Origin of the sequence: Halomonas piscis, from assembly GCF_031886125.1 — a bacterium.
GTDB lineage: Bacteria > Pseudomonadota > Gammaproteobacteria > Pseudomonadales > Halomonadaceae > Vreelandella > Vreelandella piscis.
Genome location: NZ_CP119391.1, coordinates 2718616 through 2735665, shown reverse-complemented (window position 1 = coordinate 2735665; position 17050 = coordinate 2718616). Strand labels below are relative to the sequence as shown.

Here is a 17050-nt window from a genome sequence, read left to right as displayed (position 1 = left end):
GAACTCGCCATCCGTTCGCTGCCTTTGAAAGGATCTATTGCATGACAGTTTCTCATATTCTGGGCTACCCGCGTATCGGCGCCCGGCGCGAGCTGAAAACGGCCACCGAAGCCTACTGGAAGGGCGAGATCGATCTTGCGACGCTGGAGCAAACCGCCAAAACCCTGCGCGCCGAACACTGGCAGGCCCAGAGCGAGGCCGGGCTGGACTTTGTCAGCGTGGGCGATTTCGCCTTTTACGATCAGGTACTCAACGTCTCCGTGCTGCTGGGCGCGGTGCCCGAACGCTTCAACGCCGCCGCCGAAGTCGAGCAGGGTAGCGTCACCCTGGACACCGCCTTTCGCATGGCCCGGGGGCGGGCGCCCAGCGGCGAGCCCGCGGCCGCCTGCGAAATGACCAAGTACTTCGATACCAACTATCACTACCTGGTCCCGGAGCTGCACGAAGACCAGACGTTCAGGCTGGCCTGCCACCGCCTGTTCGACGAAGTCGCCGAGGCTCAGGCCGGAGGTTTTGCGCCCAAGGTGGCGCTCACCGGGCCTTTGACCTGGCTGTGGCTGGGCAAGGAGAAGGGCAGCGAGTTCGACCGCCTGGCGCTGCTCGACGGCGTGCTGGACGTCTACGCCCAGGTGCTCACCCGGCTTGGCGAGCAGGGCGTGAAATGGGCGCAGCTCAACGAGCCGGCGCTGGTACAGGACCTGCCCGCCGAATGGCAGCAGGCCTTTGAGCGCGCCTACCATCGACTGCAGGCCGCCCCGGTGAAGCTGTTGCTGGCGACCTACTTTGGCGGCCTGGGCGACAACCTTTCGCTGGCGGCGCGCCTGCCGGTGGCCGGGCTGCACGTGGACGCCGTTCGCGCCCCGGGCGAGCTGGACCACGTAGCCGACCGCCTCGGCCCGCATCAGGTGCTCTCCGCCGGCGTAATCGACGGGCGCAACGTCTGGCGCGCTGACCTCGCCGCCCTGCGCGAGCGCCTGCAGCCGCTGAAAGCGCGCCTGGGAGATCGCCTGTGGCTTTCGCCCAGCTGCTCGCTTCTGCACGTGCCCGTGGACGTGAGCGCCGAAACCGACCTCGACGCCGAGCTCAAGAGCTGGCTGGCTTTCGCCCGCCAGAAGCTCGACGAAACGGTAGCGCTTGCCCGCCTGCTCGGCGGCCGCGCCACCGCGGGCGACGAGCAGCGCCTGGCCGATGCCACCCGTGCTCTCGACGCCCGCCGGGAGTCCGCGCGGATTCACCAGCCGGCGGTGGCCACGCGGCTTGCGGTGGTGAGCGAAACCGACAGCCGCCGCGCTGCGCCCTATGCCGGCCGCGCCAGGGCCCAGCGCGAGGCGCTTTCGCTGCCGCTGTATCCGACCACCACCATCGGCTCCTTTCCCCAGACCGGGGATATCCGCGCCGCCCGCCGGGCGCACAGGAGCGGAGAGCTTGACACCGAAGACTACGAGGCGCGGATGCGTCGCGAGATCGCCTACGCCGTGGAACGTCAGGAGGCGCTGGGCCTTGACGTGCTGGTACACGGCGAGGCCGAGCGTAACGACATGGTGGAGTATTTCGGCGAGCAGCTCGGCGGCTTTGCCTTCACCCGCCTTGGCTGGGTGCAGAGCTACGGCTCGCGCTGCGTGAAGCCGCCGGTGATCTTTGGCGACGTGACTCGCCCCGCGCCCATGACCGTACGCTGGAGCGAGTACGCCCAGTCACTGACGGACAGGCCGATGAAGGGCATGCTCACCGGCCCGGTGACCATTCTGCAGTGGTCGTTCGTGCGCGACGACCAGCCCCGGGAGATCACCTGCCGCCAGATTGCGCTGGCGCTGCGCGACGAGGTGGTGGACCTGGAGCGCGCCGGCATCAAGGCGATCCAGATCGACGAGCCGGCCCTGCGCGAGGGGTTGCCCCTGCGCCGTGCCGAATGGCAGGCGTACCTTGGCTGGGCGGTGGAAAGCTTCCGCCTGAGCTCGTCGGGGGTTGCCGATGCCACCCAGATCCACACCCACATGTGCTACTCGGAGTTCAACGACATCATCGGCGCGATCGCCGCGCTGGATGCCGACGTGATCACCATCGAAACCTCGCGCTCGGACATGGAGCTTCTGGACGCCTTCAAGGATTTCGACTACCCCAACGAGATCGGGCCCGGGGTTTACGATATCCACAGCCCCAACCTGCCCGACATTGACTGGATGGTGGCGCTGATGGAGAAGGCCGCCGAGCGGATTCCTGCCGAGCGCCTCTGGGTCAACCCGGACTGCGGGCTGAAAACAAGGCGCTGGGAAGAGGTCGAGCCGGCCCTTGCCAACATGGTCAAGGCAGCAAAGACCCTGCGCGAGCGCGCGGAAGCTAGCCGCCGCCCGGGCTTTGTCAAGGTGTAAAAGGCGCCCGCCTAACGCGCAAAAGCCGGCCCCCCAAGGGCCGGCTTTTCTGTGGCAGGTAACCCGCTACACGGAGGATGCTGACTTCTCTTGGCGATGATACCGCCATTTATCCCGGGCAGGTTGCCAGCCGCTGGCAGGCCTTGCGGCCTGCTTTCGTCCAATAAATTGGACTCCCACCGTGCAATCGGGCCTCCTGCAGTCTCCGTCCGGTGGGAGCTGACTTCAGTCAGCGATGATACCGCCACCAGCTCTGCTATTTGGCCAGCAGCCGCGCGGCGTCCAGGGCGAAGTAGGTGAGGATGCCGTCGGCGCCGGCACGCTTGAAGCAGGTGAGCGACTCCAGGATCACCTTGTCGGCGTCCAGCCAGCCGTTGTCGAAGGCGGCGCGGTGCATGGCGTACTCGCCGCTGACCTGGTAGGCGAACGTGGGGACGGCGAGCTCGTCCTTCACCCGGCGGACCACGTCCAGATACGGCATGCCCGGCTTGACCATCACCATGTCGGCGCCTTCGGTGATGTCCATGGTGACTTCGTGCAGCGCCTCGTCATCGTTGGCCGGGTCCATCTGGTAGGTGCGCTTGTCGGCCTGGCCGAGGTTGGCCGCCGAGCCGATGGCGTCGCGGAAGGGGCCGTAGTAGCTCGAGGCGTACTTGGCGCTGTAGGCCATAATGCGGGTGTTGACCAGGTCGTTGTCCTCGAGCACGTCGCGCACCGCGCCGATGCGCCCGTCCATCATGTCGGACGGGGCCACCACGTCGGCGCCGGCCTCGGCGTGGGACAGCGCCTGCTTGATCAGCGTCGCCACGGTGGGTTCGTTCTGCACGTAGCCGGTGTCGTCGAGGATGCCGTCCTGGCCGTGGCTGGTGTAGGGGTCCAGCGCCACGTCGGTGATGATGCCAAGATCGGGCAGGGCGTCCTTCAGCCCGCGCACGCTGCGCTGGATCAGCCCGTCCGGGTTGTAGGCCTCTTCGGCATGCTCGGTCTTGCCGTCGGCCTCGATCACCGGAAACAGCGCCAGTGCGGGGATACCCAGCGCCTGGGCCTCGCGCGCCTGTTCGATCAAAAGGTCCAGCGTCAAGCGCTCGACGCCGGGCATGGAGGGCACGGCTTCGCGCCGGTTTTCCCCTTCCATGACAAACACCGGCAGAATGAGGTCGGCCGGGGTGAGCACGTTTTCGCGCATCAGCCGGCGAGAAAAGTCGTCGCGGCGCATGCGCCGCATGCGGGTGGCGGGGAAGGGGCGCGGGGCGAACGTAGTCAAGGCAATCTCCAGCGAATAAGGCAAATGAAACTTTCCGCCCGTATTATATCAGCCGGCAGCGCGGGCAAAAGTCGTCGTGGCAGGGTGGGCAGTTGTGGCAGCAGGACGGGCTTGGCTAGAGTGGGTAGCAGAGCCTGAATACAAGGCAGTGGTGTTCGCCTCTTCCTTGGCGTGCCACAATAAGGCGGTGCAACCAAAGGAACAACAACGTGAACAAACAGATAGCGATCATTCTGACCGGCTGCGGCACCCTTGACGGCGCCGATCCCCACGAAACCACGCTGCTGCTGCTGCGTCTGGACCAGCTGGGCATCGACTGCCGTTTTTTTGCCCCGGATATCGACCAGTACGAGGCGATCAATCACCGTACCGGCGACGTGGACGAAGACGCCACGCGCCGAGTGCTCGACGAAGCGGGACGCCTTGCCCGGGGCGGTATTCAGCCGCTGGAAGCGCTTGACGGCAACGAATTCGACGCGGTGATCCTGCCCGGCGGCGAGGGCGTGGTGAAGAATATTTCCGACTTTCGCCGGGAAGGCGCCGGTATGCGGGTAGTGGAAGCGCTGAGCGAGACGCTGGCGGGGTTTTACGCGGCGGGCAAGCCCGTGGGCCTCACCGGCATTGCGCCGGCGCTGGCGCCGCGCCTGCTGTGTGACGGCATTTCGGTAACGGTGGGACGCAATCCCGGCATTGCCGGGGCCATCAGCTCCATGGGCGGGCTGCACCGCAGCGGCGAAGCCGACGATATCGTCGTCGACTTCGAGCATCAGGTGGTGACCACGCCGGCGCTGATGCAGACCGACAGCCTGAGCGTTGCCGCCGAGGGGCTTTTTAAGCTGGTGGACCGCATAAGCGAGATGATCGACGCGCGCACGCCGGCCTGACGCCGGCGCTTGCGCCCGTCTAGGCGTCGTCGGCCCGCTGCCGGGCCCGGCGGTTGCCCACCAGGCGGCCGAACAGAAGGCCGATTTCGTAAAGCAAGTACATGGGCACGGCCAGCAGGCTCTGGGAGACCACGTCCGGCGGGGTGAGCACCATGCCCACCACGAAGCAGCCCAGCAGAATATAGGGGCGCTTGCTGCCCAGGCTTGCCACCGTGGTGGCCCCCGAAAGGATCAGCAAAAAGGTGGCGATGGGAATCTCGAAGGCCACGCCGAAGGCAAAAAACAGCTTCAACACGAAGTTGAGGTACTGGTTGATATCGGTCATCACCGTGATGTTGTCCGGCCCGGTTTGGGTAAAAAACGAAAACAGCAGCGGAAACACCACGTAGTAGGCAAAGGCCGCACCGGCGTAGAACAGCCCGACGCTCGATACCAGCAGCGGAATGGCCAGCGATTTTTCGTTGTCGTAAAGGCCTGGAGCGACAAAGGCCCAGGCCTGGTGCAGCACCACGGGAATAGCGATAAAGACCGACACCACCAGGGTCAGCTTGAACGGCGCAAGAAACGGCGATGCCACCTCGGTGGCGATCATCTGGGAACCTTCGGGCAGCAGCGCCATCAGCGGCTCGGCGACAAAGCCGTAGATATCGTTGGCAAAGGCGTACAGCGCAAGAAAAATCACCACGATGGCAATGACGGCTCGCATCAGCCGCGAGCGCAGCTCGACCAGGTGCTCGATTAGCGGCGCCTGGGCGCCGCCTTCCTGGCGGTCTGTCTGTGGCTTGTGCGAACTACCGCTCATGTGATGTTTCGTCCTTTTTCCCGTCCTGCCCCGTTTCAGGCGGCGTTTCGCGCAGGGTTTCCAGGGCGTCGTCCAGCCGGGCCGAGGCGTCGGCGGCCTGGCGCTCTACCTGCCGAGCCTGTTTGCCGGGGGCATCGGCCAGGCTCTCCACGTCCTGCTTGGCCTTGTTCAGGCTGTCGTCGAGTTTCTTTTGCTGATCGTCAAGCTTCTGGCGCAGGTCTTCGGCTTCCAGCTGGGCGCTGACCTCGCGCTGCATGCTCGAGACCGTGCGCTTGATCTTGCCCACCCACATCCCCGTGGTGCGGGCCGCCCGCGGCAGCCGCTCGGGGCCGAGCACCAAAAGCCCGACCACGGCGATGATCAGCAGTTCGAGAAAGCCGATGTCCAGCATGGCTTATTTGCGCTCGTCGCCGTTTTCCGAGGTTTTTTCCCGGGCCTCGACGTCGTAGGTGTTCCCCGTTTCACCGGGCTCGTGGCTGACCTTGCCCTGAGGCTTGTCGGCGTCGTCGTCGGATTTTTTCTCTTCTTCGTGCATGGCACTCTTGAAGCCCTTGACGGCGCCGCCGAGATCGGTGCCCACGTTGCGCAGCTTCTTGGTGCCGAAAATCAGGATGATGATGCCCAGCACAATGAGCAGCTGCCAAATACTGATACCGCCTAGCATATGCGTGTCCTCGTTAGCGAATGCCCCGGTTGCGTTGGGAGGGGCAAGGTGTTGCGTGGCTATGCGCCCGTGCGGGCGGCTTTTTCCGCGTGCCCCGAGACGCCGAACCGGCGTGCCAGCTCGTCCATTACCGGGCGATGGTCCAGCCCCAGGTGCGAGAGCATGACCAGGCTATGAAACCACAGATCCGCCGTTTCAGCGACAAGCGCCTGACGCTTTGCCGCATCATTTTCGTATCCCGCGTCCTTGGCCGCAAGCAGGGTTTCGGTGGCTTCTTCGCCGACTTTCTCGAGTATCCGGTTCAGCCCCTTGTGGTGCAAGGCGGCGACGTAGGAGTCGTCGGCGTCGGCGTGGCGGCGCACTTCCAGCACCTCGGCTAGCGCTTCAAGCACGGCGTCAGCGGCAGGCGGGGGGGGCGGTGTCGGCGTGGTGGTCATGGCGGCGTGTCCGTAATAGATAGCGTTCTGTGTCGCGTGATGTGTAGCCTAATGGATCGCGCTTCGGCATTTCTTGATGCGCATCAGCTGAGCGGCCTATCGGTTACCAGGCCAGTAACAAAAGGCCGATGGCCGCGGCAACCAGCACCGACCAGTCCTGCCCCGCGGCCCAGGCCGAGAGCGGCTGCCAGGCAAGCGCGATCCCCAGAATAATCAGCCCCAGCCTGAGCCGGTGCTGACGCTTGCCCTGACGGTACATCTGCTGGCGCATGTCGCTGACGGCGTCAATTTGTCGCTGCTGCTGGCGGTCGCCGTGCTCCAGGCGGCTCAGCGCCTGATGCGCCAGCCCCGGCAGCTCCGGCAGCTGGGTGGCAAGGTCCGGCGCCTGGTGCTTGAGCGAGTCCCACAGGCCGCGCACGCCGGCGCGCTCTTTCATCCAGCGCTCAAGGTAGGGCTTGGCCGTGCTCCAGAGGTCGAGATCGGGGTAGAGCTGGCGGCCAAGCCCTTCGATGTTGAGCAGGGTCTTCTGCAGCAGCACCAGCTGGGGCTGAACCTCCATGTTGAAGCGTCGGGCCGTCTGGAAAAGCCCCAGCAGCACCTGGCCAAAGGAGATGTCCTTGAGCGGCTTTTCCAGAATCGGCTCGCACACGGTGCGAATGGCCGCGGCGAATTCGTTGGCCCGGGTGCCTTCGCCCACCCAGCCCGACTCGATGTGCAGCGCGGCGACTTCGTAGTAGTCCTGGCGGAAAAATGCCAGAAGGTTGCGCGCCAGGTAGTCCTGGTCTTCCCGGGTGAGGCTGCCGACGATGCCGCAGTCGATGGCAATGTACTGCGGATTTTCGCCGTCGTCGCAGTTGACGAAGATGTTGCCCGGATGCATGTCGGCATGGAAGAAGTTGTCGCGAAACACCTGGGTAAAGAAGATTTCCACGCCGCGTTCGGCCAGGGCCCTGAGGTTGGTGCCCCGGGCCAGCAGGGTGTCGGTGTCGGCCACCGGCACGCCGCGGATGCGTTCCTGAACCATGACCTTGCGCCGGGTGAAGGCCCAGTAGATGGTGGGCACGAACATCAGCGGCGAGTCCTTGAAGTTGCGCTTGAGCTGGGAGGTGTTGGCAGCCTCCTTGTAGAGGTCGAGCTCGTCGAACAGCGTGGCTTCGTAGTCGCGGATTACCTCCACCGGGCGCAGCCGGCGGGCCTCGGGCACCTTGGCCAAAAGCCTGGCGACCTGATACATCAGCCCCATGTCCTGGCGCATTACGCGGTTGATGCCCGGGCGGATGATCTTGACCACCACGTCCTCGCCGCTGTGCAGCCGGGCGGCGTGGACCTGGGCGATGGAGGCCGAGGCCAGCGGTTCGCGCTCGAAGTGGGCGAAGGCTTCGGCAAGGGACATTTCCAGCTCGTTTTCCACCCGCGCGGCGGCGGCGTCGCCGGGGAAAGAGGGTACTTGGTCCTGCAGCCGCTTGAGCTCGTCGGCGATGTCTTCGGGCAAGAGGTCGCGCCGGGTGGAGAGCATCTGGCCGAACTTGACGAAAATCGGGCCCAGCGCCTCCAGCGCCAGGCGCAGGCGTTCGCCGCGGCTTCGCGAACCCATGGGCAGCAGCCGTAGCGGAGAGAACCACGTCATGACGCGGATCCACCAGGGCAGGCGCTCGAACGGCACCAAAGTGTCCAGCCGGTGGCGGGCAATCACCCAGCCGATGCGCACCAGCCTCAGGCTCATGGCGACACCTCAGGCTCCCGGGCCAGCAGGCGCCGGCGCAGCCGGGCCAGCCGTGCTTCCAGCCGATCGGTGGCAACATCGAGCTCGGTGAGGTGGTCGCGGAGCACCTCGCGCTGCTGGCGCCCGGGCAAAAGCCTGGCTTCTTCAAAGACGTACTCGGACACGTCGGCCAAAAGCTCTTCCCGGGCGCGCAGGCCAAAGCGGGCGACCCGGCGCAGCCCTTCGGCCAGCGAGTGGGCGGGCATGTCGCCGAGCCACCGGGCAAGCTCGCCCTCCCAGTCCAGATCCAGATCGGTGAACAGCTCCCGGGTGGCTTCCAGCAGGTGGGTGCGCCCGCGCAGGGACAGCTGGCCGGAAAACATCAGCCGCTCGAGGCTCTCGCCGCTGGCCCAGCGGGAAAGGGTTTCCGGCGTCAGCTCGACCACGGCGTCGGCAGAGGCTTCGCTGTCGGCGTCGTTGCCGGCGTGCCAAAGGTCGATGCCGGCGCGGTGAAAATGCAGCATCAGCGGCAGGTGCGGCTGCTCCAGGCGGACGAGCAGGCGGCGGCCGGCCAGCGCTTCAAGGCGCGAGGGCGCGGCAGGGTCCCGGGCCAGCAGGGCGTTGATGGCGCGCTCGAGGCCGGCGAGCATCAGCGTCGGGGTTGCCGTCGTGTTGGAGGGCAGTGTCATAGTTTGATTCCGCGGTGCAGGGCCACAATACCGCCGGTGAGGTTGGTGTATTCCACACGCTCAAGGCCTGCGGCTTCCATCATGCCCTTGAGCGTTTTCTGGTCCGGGTGCATGCGAATGGACTCGGCGAGATAGCGGTAGCTGTCGGCGTCGCCGGCCACCAGCTGGCCCATCCGCGGCAGCACCCGGAAGGAGTATTCGTCGTAGGCCTTCGATAAAAGCTCGCTGCGGGGCTTGGAGAACTCCAGCACCAAAAGGCGGCCGCCGGGCTTTAACACCCGCTGCATGGAGCGCAGGGCGGCGTCCTTGTCGGTGACGTTGCGCAGGCCGAAGGCGATGGTGATGCAGTCGAAGTGGTTGTCGGGAAACGGCAGATTCTCGACGTTGGCCTGTACGTAGTCGACGTTGCCGCCAACGCCGCTGTCGATGAGCTTGTCGCGGCCGACGTTAAGCATCGAGGCGTTGATGTCGGCAAGCACCACCCGGCCCCGGGAGCCGACCATGCGCGAGAACTTGAGCGTAAGGTCTCCGGTGCCGCCGGCGATATCCAGCACACGGTGGCCGGGGCGCACGCCCGAGCGCTCGATGGTGAGGCGTTTCCACAGGCGGTGAATGCCCATGGACATCAGATCGTTCATCACGTCGTAGCGGTCGGCAACCGAGTGGAAGACGTCCGCGACCTTTGACGCTTTTTCATGGCGCGGGACGTCCTGGTAGCCAAAATCCGTGGTCTGGGCGTCGTTGCCCTGAGGATGCTCGGCGTCGGCGTTGCGCGTTTCCGTGGGGCTCATGGGGTGGCTCCGGAAGTCGAGACGGTAAGGCGGCCTTTTCCTCGAAGGTGGCCGTCGCAGAAGAAACTGGCGACATTGTAGCCTTGTCCGCCCCGGCTTGTCTGCGCCCCCGGGTCGCAACCGGCGAGGCGCTGGCGCCGGGAAGTGTTATACCTGCTTGATTTCGATGCCCAGCGGCGTGCGCGACGCGCCGGCTTCGTGCATCCGGGTGAGATAGTCTTCCCACCAGGCGTCCTGGCGGCTGGCCAGATCGTAAAGGTATTCCCAGGTGTAAAGCCCGCTTTCGTGGCCGTCGTCGAAGTGCAGCTTCAGGGCATAGTTGCCCACCGGGCTGATGTCCTGGAGACCGACGTCCTTCTTGCCGACCTGCAGCACGGCCTCTTCGTTGCTGTGGCCGCGCACCTCGGCAGAGGGGGAGCAGACGCGCAGCAGCTCTACCGCCACGCGGTAGGTCTCGCCGCCGCGGTAGGCAAGCTCCAGCTGGCGAGCTTTCTTGTGATAGTGAACGTTGACGGGAACGGGGGGATTCATAAGCGTACCTCTTGCATGCGGTGGCCCGAAACATGATGCCCCGCGCCTGGTACGCGGGGCAAGGGAGGGGCAGGAGCGGGGAAGCGCCCGCGGCGCTAGAGAATATACCGCGAGAGGTCTTCGTCCACCGCCAGCTCGCCCAGCTGGGCGTTGACGTAGTCGGCGTCGATGGTTAGCGGGCCGTCCATGTCGCCGCCCTTGAACGAGGCCTCTTCCAGCAGGCGTTCCATCACCGTGTGCAGCCGGCGGGCGCCGATGTTCTCGGTGCCTTCGTTGACCTGCCAGGAAATCTCGGCGATGCGCTCGATGCCGTCCGGGGTGAACTCCACGTCCAGCCCTTCGGTGGCCAGCAGTGCCCTGTACTGGGCAGTGAGCGAGGCCGAAGGCTCGGTGAGAATGCGCTTGAAGTCCTCCGGCGTGAGGGCGTCGAGCTCCACACGAATGGGCAGACGCCCCTGCAGCTCGGGGATCAGGTCCGACGGCCGCGAGAGGTGGAAGGCCCCGGAGGCGATGAACAGGATATGGTCGGTCTTGACCATGCCGTGCTTGGTGGAGACCGTGGAGCCCTCGATCAGCGGCAGCAGGTCGCGCTGCACGCCCTCCCGGGAGACGTCGCCGCCGCTGGACTGGCCGCCGCCCTTGGCCACCTTGTCGATCTCGTCGAGAAACACGATGCCGTGCTCTTCGACGGCGTCGATGGCCCGGGTCTTGATGTCGTCTTCATTGACCAGCTTGCCGGCTTCCTCGTCGCGCAGAAGGCCGAAGGCGTCCTTGACCGTGACGCGCCGGGTTTCGCTTTTCTGCTGGCCCATGTTGGAAAACATGTTCTGCAGCTGGCTGGTCATTTCTTCCATGCCCGGCGGGGTCATGATGTCGACGTTCTGACCCTGGGTGGAAAGCTCGATGTCGATTTCCTTGTCGTCGAGCTGGCCCTCGCGAAGCTTCTTGCGAAACGACTGGCGCGTGCCGCTGTCTTCCCGGGGCTTGTCTTCCTGCCCCCGGGGCGGCGGCAGCAGAGCGTCGAGGATGCGGTCCTCGGCGGCGTCTTCGGCGCGGTTGCCGACCTCTTCCTTGGCCTGCTCGCGGACCATCTTGATCGCCGATTCCATCAGGTCGCGGATGATCGACTCCACGTCACGGCCGACGTAGCCCACTTCGGTAAACTTGGTGGCTTCGACCTTGATGAACGGCGCCCGGGCGAGCTTGGCCAGACGCCGGGCGATTTCGGTCTTGCCCACGCCGGTGGGGCCGATCATGAGAATGTTCTTGGGCGTAACTTCCGGGCGCAGCTCGTCGTCGAGCTGCATGCGCCGCCAGCGGTTGCGCAGGGCCACGGCCACGGAGCGCTTGGCGTCCTTCTGGCCGATGATGAACTGATCCAGCGCGTGGACGATCTCGCGGGGTGTCATCTGAGTCATGGTTTAAAGCTCTTCCATAGTGACGTGGTGGTTGGTGAACACGCAGATGTCACCGGCGATGGACAGGGACTTTTCGGTAATCTCGCGGGCGGAAAGGTCAGTGTTTTCCAAAAGCGCCCGGGCGCTGGCCTCGGCGAAGTTGCCGCCGGAGCCCACGGCGATCACGCCGTGTTCCGGCTCGACCACGTCGCCGTTGCCGGTAATCACTAGCGAAGTGCTGTGATCGGCCACCACCAAAAGCGCTTCCAGGCGGCGCAGGGCACGTTCCGTGCGCCAGTCCTTGGCCAGCTCCACGGCGGCCTTGGTCAAATGGCCCTGGTATTTTTCCAGCTGGGCCTCGAAGCGCTCGAACAGCGTGAAGGCATCGGCGGTGCCGCCGGCAAAGCCTGCCAGCACCTTGCCGCGATAGAGGCGGCGCACCTTGCTGGCGTTGCCTTTCATCACGGTGTTGCCAAGCGATACCTGGCCGTCGCCGGCCAGCGCGACCTGATCACCGCGACGCACGGATACGATAGTGGTCATGGAGAAGACTCCTTGCGGGAGGAAAACTCCCGGTGACTGTCGATGCCGTCAAGCCGGCACCCGGAATGAAGCACGTCACCACAAAATGCGGGCGGGAGTGAAAAAATCAACCGCCGCCCGGAGAACCGGGCGGGAGGGCTCAGTCCTGGAGCTGGATCAGCAGGGGCTCGATGCCCTGGGTGCTCATCAGGTCCCGGGCGCGGGTCAGCTCCCGGGTGTCTTCGTAGGGGCCGACCTGCACCCGGTGCCAGGTGACGCCGCTGGCCTTGACCTCGCTGATCTTGGCCAGAAGGCTCAGGTTCTCGAGCCGCGAACGCAGTTCGTTGGCGTCGGCCACTTCGCGAAACGACGCCGCCTGCAGCATGTAATGACCGGGCTCGGTGGGCGCTTCGCGCTCGGCGGCCGACGCTTCGTCGGAGTTGCTCTTGGCGGCGATGACCTGGGCGATGGGGTCGTCGCCGCCCTCACCGTCCGACGCTGTCGGCTCGGGTGGGCTCACCCGGGACGGTACCGCACCGCCCGGGGCGATGACCTCGGACTCGGGCAGCAGCGTATAGAACTCGAAGGTGGGCATGCCGTCGTCCTCTTCGGCCTGGCCTTCTCCTTCGGCGCCTTGGCCCTCGCGCTGCTCGGAGGCCACGTCGCCCGAGGGCGGGGCGTCTTCTTGCCAGGGGGCCGTGCCGTTCAGGTGCTGGGCGAAGAAAAAGCCGGCGATGACCCCGCCAAGCGCCCAAAACCAGCCCGGCAGATGCAGGCGGCGCTTTTTTGCCGGCGCCTTGCGCTGGGTGGTGGCGCCCCGGCGGGGCGGCGTCTTGCGCTTGGTGGCCATGGGTTACATCTCCTCGGGTGCGCTGACGCCCATCAGGTCGAGGCCGTTGCGCAGCGTTTGGCGGGCGGCGAGCCCCAGCGCCAGCCGGGCGTTGCGGGTGGCGTCGTCGTCGACCATGACCTTGACGGCGTTGTAGCAGGTGTGAAAGTCGCCGGCGAGATCCAGCAGATACTGGGCAATCTGCTGGGGTTCGCGGTTTTTGGCGGCGATTTCCACGGCTTCGGGGTAGCGCGCCAGGCGGTTGAGCACGGCCTTTTCCTGGTCGGTCTCCAGCAGGGCGAGGTTGTCCAGCGCCTGGGCGTGGTTAAAGGTGCGGCCGTCGGCCTCGGCCCGGCGCAGCATGCTGCATACCCGGGCGTGGGCGTACTGCACGTAGTACACCGGGTTGTCGTTGGACTGGGAGCGGGCCAGGTCAATGTCGAAGGTGAGCTGGGAGTCAGCCCGGCGCGCGGCGAGGAAAAAGCGCGTGGCGTCGCGGCCCACTTCGTCGATCAGATCGCGCACGGTGACGTAGCTGCCGGCGCGCTTGGAAAGTTTCACCTCGACGCCGGAGCGGGTGACCATCACCATCTGGTGGAGCACGTAGTCGGGAAAGCCTCTGGGGATGCCGGCTTCGAGCGCCTGAAGCCCGGCGCGTACCCGGGTAATGGTGGAGTGGTGGTCGGCGCCCTGTTCGTTGATCACCGTGGTAAAGCCGCGCTGCCACTTGTCCAGGTGGTAGGCGACGTCGGGCAGAAAATAGGTGTAGCTGCCGTCCTGTTTGCGCATCACGCGGTCCTTGTCGTCGCCGAAGTCGGTGGTGCGCAGCCAGGTGGCGCCGTCCTGCTCGTAGGTGTGGCCGTTGTCGACCAGGGTCTTGACCGCGGCCTCGACCTTGCCGTCCGCGTAAAGCGACGATTCCAGAAAGTAGACGTCGAACTCCACGCCGAAGGCCTTGAGGTCGAGATCCTGCTCCCGGCGCAGCCAGGCCACGGCGAAGGCCTGTATGGCTGCCAGGTCGTCGGGGTCGCCAGCGCCGGTGACTTCGCGGTCGTCGGCCACCACGGTGTACTGAGCCAGGTAGTCGCGCGCCACGTCGGCAATGTACTCGCCGCGGTAGCCGTCCGCCGGCCAGTCGGCATCGTCCGGGGTCAGCTCGTTGGCCCGGGCCTGAACCGAGCGGGCGAGGTTTTTGATCTGCACGCCGGCGTCGTTGTAGTAGAACTCCCGGGTCACGTCGAAGCCGGTGGCCTCCAACAGCCGGCACAGGCAGTCGCCAATGGCGGCGCCGCGGCCGTGGCCCACGTGCAGGGGGCCGGTGGGGTTGGCGGAGACGAATTCAACCTGCACCTTTTTGCCCTGGCCGATCAGGCTGCGGCCGAAGGCGTCGCCGGAGTCCAGCACCTGGGCGACGACTTGGGCGGCGGCGCCGGCATCGGCAAAGAAGTTGATAAAGCCGGGGCCGGCAATTTCGATTTTCTGCACCGCGTCGTTTTCCGGGAGGGCGCCGATGATGGCTTCGGCCAGCTCCCGGGGGTTCATGCCCGCAGGCTTGGCCGTGGCCAGCGCCAGGTTGGTGGCGTAGTCGCCGTGGGCCTTGTCTCGGGTCTGGTCAACCTTGATCGCCGGCTGAAGGTCGTCAGGCAGCACGCCCTGTTGCTTGAGCGCGCTAAGCGCGCTGTCGAGCAGAGAGATAATGGTGTCTTTCATGTGGGTATCCGGATACGTCGGTGGCGGCGTGCGCAGGCGCCGGTTGGGGCGCGCCGCTGGTATGGCGGTGGAGCGCTTGCGTCTGGGCGCTCATTATCAGCATTTGGCGGCGAGTTTCAAAGCGCCGCTCAGGCCAGCGTCTGGGGGTCAATATCCAGCGACCAGCGTACCCGGCGTGCCTCGGGACTTGCTTCGAGCCATCGGGCAAGAAAACTTGCCGCGGCGTGCAGGCGGCTGCGCCGCTCGGCGCTTATCATCACGTGCAGGTGGTAGCGGTTCTGGCGCCGTTCCATGGGCGCGGGGACCGGCCCCAGGCAGCGGGCTCGGGTAGCCGTCTGGGCAAGCCAGTCGCCGAGCGCGGCGGCGGCGTTCCGGGCAAGGGCAGTGGCGGCCTGGGCGTTGGGGCTTTCCACGCGCAAAAGCGCCATGAAGCCGCAGGGCGGAAGCCCGGCCAGGCGCCGCTCTTGCAAAAGCTCCCGGGCAAGCGCGCCGTAGCCGCGTTCGGCCAGCAGCGTCAGGTGGGGATCGTCCGGGTGCAGGGTCTGGACCAGCACCCGGCCGGGGTCGGCGGCGCGCCCGGCCCGGCCGGCAACCTGCTCGAGCAGCTGGGCGTTGTGCTCCATGGCGCGAAAGTCCGCGGCGTAGAGTCCGCCGTCGGCGTTGACCACGACCACCAGGGTGACGTGGGGAAGATGATGGCCCTTGGCCAGCATCTGGGTACCCACCAGCAGGCAGGGTTCGCCGCGCTGTATCTCCCGGAGCGCCTGCTCGAAGCTGTCCTTGCGCCTTGTGCTGTCGCGGTCGATGCGGTGAATCACCGTTTCTGGAAACAGCGTCTGCAGGGTTTCTTCGCTGCGCTCGGTGCCGCTGCCCAGCGCCCGCAGGTCGCCGCTTTGGCAGTCCGGGCAGGCGTCGGGCAGGCCTCGACGGCTGTCGCAGTGGTGGCAGGCGAGAAGCGGCGGGGCGCGGTGCAGGGTCATGCGCGCGTCGCACTGGTGGCATTCGGCCATCCAGCCGCAGGCGTGGCAGGCAAGCGTCGGCGCAAAGCCCCGGCGGTTGATGAACACCAGCACCTGCTTGCCGGCGTCGAGCGTCGCCTTGACCGCCTTGATCGCGTCGGGCAAAAGCCCGCCCTGGCGGCGCCGGTGGCGCAGGTCGATCAGTTCGAGCCTGGCCGGCGGGTGGCGGCTGGCGCGCCGGGTCAGATGCAGATGGCGATAATGGCCGCCAAGGGCCTGGTGCAGGCTCTCGAGCGACGGCGTGGCGCTGCCCAGCACCACGGGGATGCCGTGGTAGTGGGCCCGGGCGACGGCCAGATCCCGGGCGTGGTAGCGCAGCCCGTCCTGCTGCTTGTAAGAGCCGTCGTGCTCTTCGTCGACGATGATGGCCCCGGGGTTGGCAAGCGGGGTAAAAATCGCCGAGCGGGTGCCGATGATGATTCGCGCCCGGCCGCTGGCGGCGGCCTCCCAGACGTCCAGGCGTTCGGCGTCGGTGAGCGCGGAGTGCAGCGCCAGCACCGCCACGTTGAAGCGCTGGCGAAAGCGTGCAAGCGTCTGCGGCGTGAGGCCGATTTCGGGCACCAGCACCAGCGCCTGCTGCCCCTTGGCGGCGACCGCCTCGATGAGCTGCAGGTAGACCTCGGTCTTGCCGCTGCCGGTCACGCCTTCGAGCAGGCAGGGGTGAAACTCGGCGAGCTTTTCATGCAGCGCGGCGAGCACGTCGGACTGCTCCTGGTTGAGCGGCAGCGCCGGCGTGGCCAGCAGCGAGCCGCCGGCGGGGCCGGCCGTGGCCGTTTCCACTTCCCGGCGTTCGACCAGCCCCTTGTGCAGCAGCCGGTTGAGCACGTCGTGGGTCAGACCGTGGGCGGTAATGGCTCGGGTAGGCAGCCCGCCCGGGTGCTGACCCAGCAGCGCCCAGAGTTCGGCCTGGCGCGTGGCGCGGCCGAAGTCCGGCGCCTCGGGGGCGCCTGGGTGACGGCGCCACAGGGTGTGGGTGCGCCCGGCCATGGGAAAGCCCTGGCGCAGCCGCGCGGGCAGGGCGTGGTGCAGGGTGTCGCCCAGGCTGTGCTGGTAGTAGCGCGCGGCAAAGCGGCACAGCCACTGCCAGTCCGCGGGCAGCGGGGTGTCGTCCAGCGCTTCGCTCACCGCGCGCAGCTTGTCATGCGAGAGCTCGCTGGTGTCGGCAAGCTCGATGACCACGCCCACCACCTCCCGGTGGCCGAAGGGCACGCGCACGCGCAGCCCCGGCTGCCAGCCGCAGGACGGCGCCCGGGCGGCGGGCAGATAGTCAAAAAGCCGGCGCAGGGGTGAGGGCAGCGCCACGCGCAGAATGGATGCAGGCGAAACGGCGGGGGTGGGCAATTGGCCTCCAGCGTCAGGTTTGCTAGAATACGCGGCCGCTTTGCATCACGCCGGTTTTCCTCCCAGATAGCGGCGCGGCGCAACGGCTAACCGGTTAGC

At 66.4% G+C, this 17050-nt stretch carries 16 protein-coding genes; 2 read left to right on the top strand and 14 right to left on the bottom strand.

From position 1 onward, the window contains the following. Nucleotides 1-41: 41 nt before the first annotated feature. On the top strand, nucleotides 42-2369 hold the full coding sequence (metE, locus tag P1P91_RS12845) for a 5-methyltetrahydropteroyltriglutamate--homocysteine S-methyltransferase (RefSeq protein WP_311883111.1): 2328 nt from the start codon (nucleotides 42-44) through the stop codon (nucleotides 2367-2369). A 256-nt stretch (nucleotides 2370-2625) separates the two neighbouring features. Here metE and hemB read toward each other — a convergent pair whose 3' ends face one another. After that, nucleotides 2626-3633 carry a porphobilinogen synthase gene (hemB, locus tag P1P91_RS12840; protein ID WP_311883109.1) on the bottom strand — a complete coding sequence of 336 codons (1008 nt, stop codon included), beginning with the start codon at nucleotides 3631-3633 and terminating at the stop codon, nucleotides 2626-2628. A gap of 209 nt (nucleotides 3634-3842) precedes the next feature. On the opposite strand from hemB, the gene elbB reads away from it, so the two are divergent. After that, nucleotides 3843-4517 (top strand): isoprenoid biosynthesis glyoxalase ElbB, encoded by a 675-nt coding sequence (gene elbB / locus P1P91_RS12835; RefSeq protein WP_311883108.1) that lies wholly within the window; start codon nucleotides 3843-3845, stop codon nucleotides 4515-4517. A gap of 19 nt (nucleotides 4518-4536) precedes the next feature. Here elbB and tatC read toward each other — a convergent pair whose 3' ends face one another. The 13 genes from tatC to P1P91_RS12770 form a co-directional block, all read right to left on the bottom strand. Further along, nucleotides 4537-5319: a twin-arginine translocase subunit TatC gene (gene tatC, locus P1P91_RS12830; RefSeq protein ID WP_311883107.1), complete on the bottom strand. Its 783-nt coding sequence runs from the start codon at nucleotides 5317-5319 to the stop codon at nucleotides 4537-4539. Continuing rightward, nucleotides 5309-5710 carry a Sec-independent protein translocase protein TatB gene (tatB, locus tag P1P91_RS12825; RefSeq protein ID WP_311883106.1) on the bottom strand — a complete coding sequence of 134 codons (402 nt, stop codon included), beginning with the start codon at nucleotides 5708-5710 and terminating at the stop codon, nucleotides 5309-5311. The genes tatC and tatB overlap by 11 nt, the downstream gene beginning before the upstream one ends. A 3-nt stretch (nucleotides 5711-5713) precedes the next feature. After that, a complete protein-coding gene (tatA, locus tag P1P91_RS12820) occupies nucleotides 5714-5983 on the bottom strand; it encodes a Sec-independent protein translocase subunit TatA (RefSeq protein WP_311883105.1) in 270 nt (89 codons plus the stop codon). A gap of 59 nt (nucleotides 5984-6042) precedes the next feature. Beyond that, the gene (locus P1P91_RS12815; protein ID WP_311883104.1) at nucleotides 6043-6420 is read right to left on the bottom strand and encodes a phosphoribosyl-ATP diphosphatase; all 378 of its coding nucleotides are present in this window, start codon (nucleotides 6418-6420) and stop codon (nucleotides 6043-6045) included. Nucleotides 6421-6523: 103 nt separating this feature from the next. After that, entirely contained in the window at nucleotides 6524-8143 is a 1620-nt protein-coding gene (ubiB, locus tag P1P91_RS12810) for a ubiquinone biosynthesis regulatory protein kinase UbiB (protein ID WP_311883103.1), read from the bottom strand. Next, nucleotides 8140-8811: a ubiquinone biosynthesis accessory factor UbiJ gene (locus P1P91_RS12805; RefSeq protein ID WP_311883102.1), complete on the bottom strand. Its 672-nt coding sequence runs from the start codon at nucleotides 8809-8811 to the stop codon at nucleotides 8140-8142. Before P1P91_RS12805 ends, ubiB begins: the two co-directional genes overlap by 4 nt. Next, nucleotides 8808-9602: a bifunctional demethylmenaquinone methyltransferase/2-methoxy-6-polyprenyl-1,4-benzoquinol methylase UbiE gene (gene ubiE / locus P1P91_RS12800; RefSeq protein WP_311883101.1), complete on the bottom strand. Its 795-nt coding sequence runs from the start codon at nucleotides 9600-9602 to the stop codon at nucleotides 8808-8810. Before ubiE ends, P1P91_RS12805 begins: the two co-directional genes overlap by 4 nt. A 147-nt stretch (nucleotides 9603-9749) precedes the next feature. Then, complete coding sequence (locus P1P91_RS12795) at nucleotides 9750-10133, bottom strand: DUF971 domain-containing protein (protein ID WP_311883100.1); 384 nt, start codon at nucleotides 10131-10133, stop codon at nucleotides 9750-9752. 95 nt (nucleotides 10134-10228) lie between these two features. Then, nucleotides 10229-11551 (bottom strand): ATP-dependent protease ATPase subunit HslU, encoded by a 1323-nt coding sequence (hslU, locus tag P1P91_RS12790; RefSeq protein ID WP_311883099.1) that lies wholly within the window; start codon nucleotides 11549-11551, stop codon nucleotides 10229-10231. 3 nt (nucleotides 11552-11554) lie between these two features. Beyond that, nucleotides 11555-12073 (bottom strand): ATP-dependent protease subunit HslV, encoded by a 519-nt coding sequence (gene hslV / locus P1P91_RS12785; RefSeq protein WP_311883098.1) that lies wholly within the window; start codon nucleotides 12071-12073, stop codon nucleotides 11555-11557. 139 nt (nucleotides 12074-12212) lie between these two features. Beyond that, on the bottom strand, nucleotides 12213-12902 hold the full coding sequence (locus P1P91_RS12780; RefSeq protein WP_311883095.1) for an SPOR domain-containing protein: 690 nt from the start codon (nucleotides 12900-12902) through the stop codon (nucleotides 12213-12215). Between the two features lie 3 nt (nucleotides 12903-12905). Next, on the bottom strand, nucleotides 12906-14591 hold the full coding sequence (gene argS, locus P1P91_RS12775; RefSeq protein ID WP_311883093.1) for an arginine--tRNA ligase: 1686 nt from the start codon (nucleotides 14589-14591) through the stop codon (nucleotides 12906-12908). A 128-nt stretch (nucleotides 14592-14719) separates the two neighbouring features. Beyond that, a complete protein-coding gene (locus P1P91_RS12770) occupies nucleotides 14720-16951 on the bottom strand; it encodes a primosomal protein N' (protein ID WP_311883091.1) in 2232 nt (743 codons plus the stop codon). Nucleotides 16952-17050 lie beyond the last annotated feature (99 nt).